Raw genomic sequence first — 8665 nt, forward strand, 5'->3', positions numbered from 1 at the left:
CGCTTTGGCGCGAAGCTGGAAAACGTCAATGTCGGTTGTTGCGGCATGGCGGGAACCTATGGCCACGAAAGCGCAAACCTGGAGAATTCGCTGGGGATTTACGAGCTTTCCTGGCATCCGCAACTGCAAAAGCTGCCGCGTCAACGCTGTCTGGCAACCGGCTTTTCCTGTCGTAGTCAGGTAAAACGCGCAGAAGGCAATGGCATGCGTCATCCACTGCAAGCGTTACTGGAAATGATGTAAACAAATTGTAGGAGTCGTCACAAAGCTGGATTAGAATATCCAGCCTGCGTGGCGAACAAAATCACTCTGCAGGCGAGTAGCTTGATCCCACTCGCCGCTGAGCGCCAGTTGATGACACAAACGTGTTAATGACAGGCGCGCCAGTTGATAGGCCTGAATCCGGAACAAACGGTCACGATCGGCATTGCCCATCTCCTGCACTAAGCGGTGATGGAGCTTGCCCATGGCATGCAGAAAGCTGTGATCGTCGCCGTTAAGTTCGCAGATTTCTGCCATATCGAGGCAGGTGTCGTTGAAGCGACGCAGTTGGTCGAGAGTGCAATCGGTGCGGTTGAGCTTTGCCTGAGCCATGTAGAAGTCAACGGTGATATCGCGCACCGAAAACTTATATTCGTCGATTTTATGTTGTAACCAGGCTGAGACGGTAAGCGTCATATCGCCACCTTTTTAGGTTAATGATAATCATTATCATATTCAACCGCGTCAGGAATGCAATTCCCGCTGTGAAATTTTATTGATTTCTTCTGCCTGTTACTAAAATCGGCAATAACAATTTCTTTACATAGTAGAAAGGCGTAACCTATCAATCAGGATTAAATCGTAAAATTGATTTTAAAAATTTTGCGGCAATTTAACGGGTTACGCAGGTCAGGCGCGCACGGGAATGCCGCCGTCAATCTGCTTTGAAGCGACTATGCTTAATAAAGCAGCAGTGAAAAATAGCACGAGATGATTATCCCTGCAAAACAAGAGGTTGAAGTGATATCTGATATCACTACCATAGGGGGATAGCCTGAAAAGGCCCAGACATACGAGGTAGCACAATGTCATCAGTAAATGCCGACTCCTTTTCACCCGAAGATTTCGTCTGGAAAGGGCTCACGCTGACCGAATCGGCAGCGAAACAGATTCTTAACCTGGTAGAACAAGACCCTGAAGTCAAGGGCTTGAAACTGGGTGTGAAAACGTCCGGCTGTGCCGGCTTTGGGTACGTTATGGATCTGGTAAAAGATCCTGCCGATGACGACCTGCAGTTTGAGCAATTCGGCGCAAAACTGTTTGTGCCACTTCAGGCGATGCCGTTTGTTGACGGTACCGAGCTGGATTATGTCCGCGAAGGTCTTAACCAGATTTTTAAATTCAACAACCCTAAAGCTCAACACGCCTGCGGGTGCGGTGAAAGCTTTGGCGTCGAGTAAGTAAAACATGTCACGACACACCGAAGCATCTGATGATGTACAAATGTGGGAAGGCAAGCTCAACTATAAAGAGGGCTTCTTTACCCAGTTACAAACCGAAGAATTTGCTCACGGCATCAATGAAGATGTGGTGCGCGCCATTTCGGCTAAACGTAACGAACCTGAATGGATGCTTGAATTCCGTCTCAAGGCGTTCCGCGCCTGGGAGCAAATGGAAGAGCCGCACTGGCTGAAAGCGCACTACGAAAAACTGGATTATCAGGATTACAGCTACTATTCCGCGCCGTCCTGCGGCAACTGCGATGACAGCTGTGCTTCTGAACCTGGCGCGACTCAAACCTCCGGCAGCGTCGCCTCCAGCGACTATCTGACGAAGGAAGTGGAAGACGCGTTCAACCAGTTAGGCGTTCCGGTGCGTGAAGGGCGTGAAGTGGCGGTGGATGCGATTTTCGACTCCGTCTCCGTTTCCACTACCTATCGCGGCAAGCTGGCGGAGCAGGGCATTATCTTCTGCTCGTTCGGCGAAGCGATTCACGATCATCCAGAGCTGGTGCAGAAGTATCTCGGTACTGTCGTGCCGCCAAACGATAACTTCTTTGCCGCGCTGAACTCGGCTGTGGCCTCTGACGGTACCTTCGTGTACATCCCGAAAGGCGTACGTTGCCCGATGGAGCTGTCGACCTATTTCCGCATCAACGCGGCAAAAACTGGTCAGTTCGAGCGCACCATCTTGATCGCCGATGAAGACAGTTATGTCAGCTACATCGAAGGTTGCTCAGCACCGGTGCGTGACACCTATCAGCTGCACGCCGCAGTGGTAGAAGTGATCATCCATAAAAACGCTGAAGTGAAATATTCCACCGTGCAGAACTGGTTCCCAGGCGGCGAAGGCGAGGGCGGTATCCTCAACTTCGTCACCAAACGTGCCCTGTGCGAAGGCGATCACAGCAAGATGTCCTGGACACAGTCTGAGACCGGTTCGGCGATCACCTGGAAATATCCAAGCTGCATTCTGCGCGGTGACTACTCGATTGGTGAGTTCTACTCAGTCGCGCTAACCGCGGGTCGCCAGCAGGCGGATACCGGTACCAAGATGATTCACATCGGTAAAAACACCAAGTCGACCATCATCTCCAAAGGTATCTCTGCCGGTAAGAGTCAGAACACCTATCGTGGCCTGGTGAAAATTATGCCAACCGCGACCAACGCGCGTAACTTCACCCAGTGTGACTCGATGCTGATTGGTGCCGAGTGCGGTGCGCACACCTTCCCGTATGTGGAAACGCGCAACAACACCGCCCATCTGGAGCATGAAGCCACCACCTCGCGCATCGGTGAAGATCAGATGTTCTACTGCTTGCAGCGTGGCATCAGCGAAGAAGATGCGATCTCAATGATCGTCAACGGCTTCTGCAAAGACGTTTTCTCCGAGCTGCCACTGGAATTCGCCGTGGAAGCGCAAAAATTGTTAGCTATCAGCCTTGAGCACAGTGTGGGCTGATGCCCGTTGCCGGAAGCAATGTGAAGGAAAGAGTATGTTAAGCATTAAAGATTTGCAGGTTAGCGTTGAAGACAAAGAGATTTTGCGCGGTCTGAACCTTGAAGTGAAACCGGGCGAAGTTCACGCCATCATGGGACCGAACGGTTCAGGTAAAAGTACCCTGTCTGCAACGCTGGCTGGTCGTGAAGATTACGAAGTCACTGGCGGTTCTGTCACCTTTAAGGGCAAAGACCTGCTGGAACTTGAGCCAGAAGAGCGTGCCGGTGAAGGCATCTTCATGGCGTTCCAGTATCCGGTAGAAATTCCGGGCGTCAGCAACCAGTTCTTCCTGCAGACCTCGGTCAACGCGGTACGTAAATACCGTGAGCAGGAGCCGCTGGACCGTTTCGACTTCCAGGACTTTATCGAAGATAAAATCCAGCTGCTGAAGATGCCAGAAGATTTGCTGACCCGCTCAGTGAACGTCGGCTTCTCCGGCGGTGAGAAGAAGCGTAACGACATCCTGCAGATGGCGGCTCTGGAACCAGAGCTGTGCATCCTTGATGAAACCGACTCCGGTCTGGATATCGATGCGCTGAAAATCGTGGCCGAAGGCGTTAACAGCCTGCGCGACGGCAAGCGTTCATTCATCATCGTGACGCACTACCAGCGCATCCTGGATTACATCAAGCCGGATCACGTACACGTGCTGTATCAGGGCAAGATCGTTAAATCTGGCGACTTCTCGCTGGTGAAACAGTTGGAGGAGCAAGGCTATGGCTGGCTTACCGACCAAGAGTGATAACGCCCTGCAGCAGTGGCATCACCTGTTTGAATCGCGCGGTGACGTACGTTCTTTACAGGCTCAGCAGCACTGGCAGCAACTAATGCGTGTCGGCCTGCCGACGCGTAAGCATGAAAACTGGAAATACACGCCGCTTGATGGCCTGCTGGCGCAGCAGTTTGTACTGCCGCAGCCGCAGGAAGTGAGCGCTGAGCAAGTTGAAGCGCTGGCGCTGCCGATTGATGCGGTGCGTCTGGTGTTTGTTGACGGTCGCTTTCAGGCCGAATTGAGCAGCCGCGATACCGGCCTGTTTGAAATTCAGCATGCGCAGGCTTCTGAGCGTCGTCCGCTGCCGGCACCGATTCAGCCGGAAGTGTTCCTGCATCTGACCGAAAGCCTGGCGGAAGAAGCTACCACCATTCGTCTGGCGCGTGGCAAATCAGCGGCTAAACCGCTCTATCTGCTGCACATCACTAGCGGTCAGGACGCGGGCACTAACACCGTGCATCATCGCCATCATCTGCAGCTGGAAGCCAGCGCAGAAGCGGAAGTGATTGAGCATTACGTTACGCTGAATGACGTGGCGCACTTTACCGGCGCGCGTTTCACTTTCGACGTGGCCGACAATGCCAAACTGCAGCACATCAAACTGTCATTCGAGAGCGAGAAGGCTTACCACTTCGCGCACAATGATGTGGTGATGGGCCGTGATGCGAATGTGGCCACCACCAGCTTCCTGCTGGGGGCGGGTTTATCGCGTCACAACACCAGCGCGCAACTGAATGGCGAAAATACCAATCTGGCGATCAACAGTTTGTCGTTGCCGGTGAATCAGGAAGTGTGCGATACCCGCAGCTATCTGGAGCACAACAAAGGTTACTGCACCAGCCGTCAGATGCACAAAGTCATCGCGCGCGATAAAGGTCGTGCAGTGTTCAATGGCATGATCAAAGTGGCACAGCACGCGCTGAAAACTGATGGACAGATGACCAACAACAACCTGTTGCTGGGCCGTCTGGCTGAAGTGGACACCAAGCCGCAGCTGGAAATCTATGCTGATGACGTGAAGTGCAGTCACGGTGCGACCATTGGTCGTATTGATGAAGAGCAGATGTTCTATCTGCGCTCGCGCGGCATCGATGAGACCGCCGCACAGCGTATGATCATCCATGCATTTGCCGCTGAACTCACCGAAACGCTGGAGAATCCGGTACTGCGTCAGGTGGTGCTGCAGCGCATTGCCGCGCGTATTCCGGGAGTTGAGTCATGAGTTTCGATCTCGAACGCATCAGAGCGGAATTTCCGATTCTGAAACGTGAGGTCAACGGACATCCGCTGGCCTACCTTGATAGCGCGGCCAGCGCACAGCGCCCGCTCGCGGTCATCAATGCGGAAAGTTATTTCTATCAGCACGGCTATGCGGCCGTGCACCGCGGTATCCATTCGTTGAGCGCGCAGGCGACCACCGACATGGAGAACGTGCGTCATCAGGCAGCGCGTTTTCTTAACGCCGCTTCGCCTGAAGAGATCATCTTCGTCAAAGGCACCACGGAAGCCATCAATCTGGTGGCTAACAGTTGGGGCGGCAGTCAGTTGCAGCCAGGCGACAACATCATCATCACCGAGATGGAGCATCACGCTAACATCGTACCGTGGCAGATGGTGGCACAGCGCACCGGCGCAGAAATTCGCGTACTGCCGCTAAATGCGCAGGGCGAGCTGGCGCTAGAGCAGCTGAGCGGCTTGATTGATAGCCGCACTCGTTTGCTGGCGGTGACCCACGTTTCAAACGTGCTCGGAACCGTCAATCCTGTGAAAGCCATCGTGGCGCAAGCGAAAGCCGCTGGCGTGATTACGCTGGTGGATGGCGCGCAAGCGGTGATGCATCACGCGGTAGATGTGCAGGATATCGACTGTGACTTCTACGCCTTCTCCGGCCATAAAATTTATGGCCCAACCGGCATTGGTGTGCTGTACGCGCGTAAAGCGTTGCAGGAGATCATGCCTCCGTGGGAAGGCGGCGGTTCGATGATTTCTGAAGTGGTGCTGCCAACCGGCACTACTTTTAACAGTACGCCATGGCGTTTCGAAGCGGGCACGCCAAATACCGGCGGTATCATTGGTTTAGGTGCGGCGTTAACGTGGATCAGCGAACTGGGCCTGGATGTGATTCATCAGCGCGAATCGATGCTGATGCGTTATGCGCTGGATAAACTGGCTTCGGTGCCGGATCTGGTGATTTACGGTCCGGAGAGTCGTAGCGGCGTGGTGGCTTTTAACCTCGGCAAGCATCACGCGTTTGATGTCGGCAGTTTCCTTGATCAATACGGTATTGCGATCCGCACCGGCCATCATTGCGCAATGCCGCTGATGCGTCATTATGCGGTGCCGGCGATGTGTCGTGCCTCCTTCGCGCTGTATAACACCGAAGAAGAAGCCGATCGCCTGGCCGCAGGTTTGACCCGTATTCATCGTCTGCTGGGCGGTTGAGCAGATTTCAGGAGTGATTCATGGCGAATTTGCCAGATAAAGAGAGACTGGTTCGTAACTTTAATCGTTGCGCTAACTGGGAAGAGAAGTACCTCTACATCATTGAACTCGGTGGGAAATTACCAGAATCCTCCGAAAGCTTACAGCAGCCAGAACACGTGATTTCAGGCTGCCAGAGCCAGGTGTGGATACGCATGACCCCGCAGGCCGATGGCACCATCGCCTTCGAAGGTGACAGTGATGCCGCCATCGTTAAAGGGTTGATTGCAGTGGTATTTAGCCTGTATCAGGGGCTTAAGGCGCCAGAGATTCTCGATCTCGATGTGCGCCACTGGTTCGGCGAATTAGCGCTGACCTCACATCTCACTCCCTCGCGTTCGCAGGGGCTGGAAGCCATGATCCGCGCGATCCGGCATAACGCTCAGACCCTCAGCTAAGTTACACTCTCCAGACCCCGGCTTGACCGGGGTCTGTTCTATCCGACAAAGAGAAAATTGCATGAAACCAGCCTTACGTTTAGCCGGTGCATTGCTGTTGTCCTGTTGCGGACTCTCTGCACCTGCATTTGCTACGGAATATCCCCTACCAGCCGATAACAGCCGTTTAATTGGCGAGAATACCCTGACCACTGTGCCGGATGACAAACGGCCGCTGGAGAGCATTGCCGCGCGTTATAAGATAGGCATGCTCGGCATGCTGGAAGCGAATCCAGGCGTTGATCCCTGGCTGCCAAAGGCCGGCACACAATTAACCGTGCCGCTGCAGATGCTGCTTCCTGATGCGCCACGCGAAGGTATCGTGATTAACCTCGCGGAGTTGCGGCTCTACTACTATCCGAAAGGTGAAGATCGTGTGGTGGTCTATCCGATTGGTATCGGTCAACTGGGTGCCATGACACCAACCATGGTCACCAGCATCAGCCAGAAAATCCCTAACCCTACCTGGACGCCAACCACCAATATCCGCAAGCGCTATGCCAAAGAGGGCATCACCTTGCCGGGCGTGGTGCCCGCCGGACCAGATAACCCGATGGGGCTGTTTGCCATGCGTCTGGCGCGCGGTACTGGTCAGTATCTGATTCACGGCACCAATGCTGACTTTGGTATTGGTATGCGCGTAAGCTCTGGTTGTATTCGACTGCGACCGGATGATATTGAAGCGCTGTTCAACAGCGTGCCGAAAGGAACGCGCGTGCAGGTCATCAACCAGCCCATCAAGTATGCGATTGAGCCCGACGGTAAGCGCTACGTTGAAGTGCATCAGCCGTTATCGCGCAACGATCAGGATGATCCACAAACCATGCCGATTGCGCAGTCCGCGCAGCTGAAAGCCTTCTCAAAGAGTGAGAAGAGCGATACCGCATTGATTAAGGAAGTGATAGCCCGACGTTCAGGCATGCCGGTATTGGTGAGCAGTGGTGAGCCGGTAACTAATCAGAGTGCTGAAGCTGTAAGTGAAGCAGTAGCGCAACCCTGAATTCGGACCAAAGAAACGCAGAATCAGGACAAAAAAAATGGTGCCACATGGGCACCATTTTTCAACCAGTACTCTTACTTACGGTAAGAGTGAGCTTGGTTGTCCAGACGCTGGTTAGCGCGAGCTGCGTCATCTTTAGCAGCCTGAACGTCAGAACGGATTGCGTTCACGTCGTTGCTCAGCTGATCAACTTTAGCGTTCAGAGTCTGAACGTCTGAAGACAGTTGGTCGATTTTAGCGTTGCTTGAGCAACCAGCCAGCATAGTTGAAGCCAGGATTACAGCGCCCAGTACCAGTTTAGTGCGATTCATTCTTTATACCCTCTAGATTGAGTTAATCTCCATGTAGCGTTACAAGTATTACACAAAGCTTTTTGAGTTGAGAATAAATTTTTGATGAGAACATGCTTAATTTTGATCGTTCGCTCAAAGAAACAGCATTTCACAGAAGAAGATGAAAATAATTAGCTAAAACAGAGAGATTTAATCGGACTAACCTTAATCATACGAGATTTTGAATAGTTAATTTCGATTGGAAATTTCTGGTTTTTGTATTACATCAGCAATAAAAAAAGCGCCTAAAAAAGGCGCTTTTTAATAAAAATTCAGTTGCTAATCAGATTACATGTACAGAAGCGGTGTTTGTCGTTCCGCTTGGTACTAATGCGCCTGAAACCATGACCACAACATCGCCTTTCTGCGCATATCCGCTTTCCAGCGCCATTTCTTTACCAATGCGATAGAAATCATCAGTTGAGGCAATTTCTGTCACCAGATGGGTTTCGATACCTTTGCTCAGAATCAGCTGACGCGCAGTAGTTTCGTTGGTGGTGAGCGCCAGAATGGTGGCATCCGGGAAATACTTACGGATCGCTTTGGCAGATTTACCGCCTTCGGTAGCTACAACAATCAGTGGCGCTTCCAGCTTCTCTGCAGTCTCAACCGCACCGCGACATACCGCTTCGGTGATGCGCAGCTTGCGTGAGTCTTGCAG

At 52.6% G+C, this 8665-nt stretch carries 11 protein-coding genes; 8 read left to right on the plus strand and 3 right to left on the minus strand.

Annotated elements, in window-relative coordinates; genetic code table 11:
• On the plus strand, window positions 1-243 hold a 243-nt coding region (locus RTY00_RS13955), incomplete at its 5' end, for a (Fe-S)-binding protein (RefSeq protein WP_312664855.1).
• Window positions 244-273: 30 nt separating this feature from the next.
• Here the strand turns inward: RTY00_RS13955 and RTY00_RS13960 are convergent.
• Window positions 274-678, minus strand: coding sequence for a hypothetical protein (locus tag RTY00_RS13960; RefSeq protein ID WP_008102969.1), 405 nt, complete (start codon window positions 676-678; stop codon window positions 274-276).
• A 389-nt stretch (window positions 679-1067) separates the two neighbouring features.
• Here RTY00_RS13960 and sufA point away from each other — a divergent pair, with 389 nt between their 5' ends.
• From sufA to RTY00_RS13995, 7 genes are all read left to right on the plus strand, one after another.
• The gene (gene sufA, locus RTY00_RS13965; protein WP_007892717.1) at window positions 1068-1442 is read left to right on the plus strand and encodes a Fe-S cluster assembly scaffold SufA; all 375 of its coding nucleotides are present in this window, start codon (window positions 1068-1070) and stop codon (window positions 1440-1442) included.
• Window positions 1443-1449: 7 nt separating this feature from the next.
• Window positions 1450-2943: a Fe-S cluster assembly protein SufB gene (sufB, locus tag RTY00_RS13970; RefSeq protein ID WP_008102971.1), complete on the plus strand. Its 1494-nt coding sequence runs from the start codon at window positions 1450-1452 to the stop codon at window positions 2941-2943.
• Between the two features lie 34 nt (window positions 2944-2977).
• Entirely contained in the window at window positions 2978-3724 is a 747-nt protein-coding gene (gene sufC, locus RTY00_RS13975; RefSeq protein ID WP_008102973.1) for a Fe-S cluster assembly ATPase SufC, read from the plus strand.
• Window positions 3699-4976 carry a Fe-S cluster assembly protein SufD gene (gene sufD / locus RTY00_RS13980; protein WP_277966032.1) on the plus strand — a complete coding sequence of 426 codons (1278 nt, stop codon included), beginning with the start codon at window positions 3699-3701 and terminating at the stop codon, window positions 4974-4976. The genes sufC and sufD overlap by 26 nt, the downstream gene beginning before the upstream one ends.
• A complete protein-coding gene (sufS, locus tag RTY00_RS13985) occupies window positions 4973-6196 on the plus strand; it encodes a cysteine desulfurase SufS (protein ID WP_091003179.1) in 1224 nt (407 codons plus the stop codon). The genes sufD and sufS overlap by 4 nt, the downstream gene beginning before the upstream one ends.
• Window positions 6197-6216: 20 nt before the next feature.
• Window positions 6217-6633 carry a cysteine desulfuration protein SufE gene (sufE, locus tag RTY00_RS13990; RefSeq protein WP_008102979.1) on the plus strand — a complete coding sequence of 139 codons (417 nt, stop codon included), beginning with the start codon at window positions 6217-6219 and terminating at the stop codon, window positions 6631-6633.
• Window positions 6634-6694: 61 nt separating this feature from the next.
• Window positions 6695-7672 (plus strand): L,D-transpeptidase family protein, encoded by a 978-nt coding sequence (locus tag RTY00_RS13995; RefSeq protein WP_312664857.1) that lies wholly within the window; start codon window positions 6695-6697, stop codon window positions 7670-7672.
• Window positions 7673-7746: 74 nt separating this feature from the next.
• On the opposite strand, the gene RTY00_RS14000 is transcribed toward RTY00_RS13995, so the two are convergent.
• Together RTY00_RS14000 and RTY00_RS14005 are read right to left on the minus strand one after the other, a co-directional pair.
• Window positions 7747-7983 carry a major outer membrane lipoprotein gene (locus tag RTY00_RS14000; protein ID WP_007892735.1) on the minus strand — a complete coding sequence of 79 codons (237 nt, stop codon included), beginning with the start codon at window positions 7981-7983 and terminating at the stop codon, window positions 7747-7749.
• Window positions 7984-8287: 304 nt separating this feature from the next.
• On the minus strand, window positions 8288-8665 hold a 378-nt coding region (locus RTY00_RS14005; protein ID WP_312664858.1), incomplete at its 5' end, for a pyruvate kinase alpha/beta domain-containing protein.

The sequence above is a fragment of the Pantoea sp. CTOTU49201 genome (genome assembly GCF_032054795.1).
Taxonomy (GTDB): domain Bacteria; phylum Pseudomonadota; class Gammaproteobacteria; order Enterobacterales; family Enterobacteriaceae; genus Pantoea; species Pantoea symbiotica.

Coding starts and splice junctions, on each gene's coding strand:
- sufS (WP_091003179.1), top strand. CDS start 4,973: ATGAGTTTCGATCTCGAACGCATCAGAGCGGAATTTCCGATTCTGAAA.
- RTY00_RS14000 (WP_007892735.1), bottom strand. CDS start 7,983: ATGAATCGCACTAAACTGGTACTGGGCGCTGTAATCCTGGCTTCAACT.
- sufB (WP_008102971.1), top strand. CDS start 1,450: ATGTCACGACACACCGAAGCATCTGATGATGTACAAATGTGGGAAGGC.
- sufC (WP_008102973.1), top strand. CDS start 2,978: ATGTTAAGCATTAAAGATTTGCAGGTTAGCGTTGAAGACAAAGAGATT.
- sufA (WP_007892717.1), top strand. CDS start 1,068: ATGTCATCAGTAAATGCCGACTCCTTTTCACCCGAAGATTTCGTCTGG.
- sufE (WP_008102979.1), top strand. CDS start 6,217: ATGGCGAATTTGCCAGATAAAGAGAGACTGGTTCGTAACTTTAATCGT.
- RTY00_RS13960 (WP_008102969.1), bottom strand. CDS start 678: ATGACGCTTACCGTCTCAGCCTGGTTACAACATAAAATCGACGAATAT.
- RTY00_RS13995 (WP_312664857.1), top strand. CDS start 6,695: ATGAAACCAGCCTTACGTTTAGCCGGTGCATTGCTGTTGTCCTGTTGC.
- sufD (WP_277966032.1), top strand. CDS start 3,699: ATGGCTGGCTTACCGACCAAGAGTGATAACGCCCTGCAGCAGTGGCAT.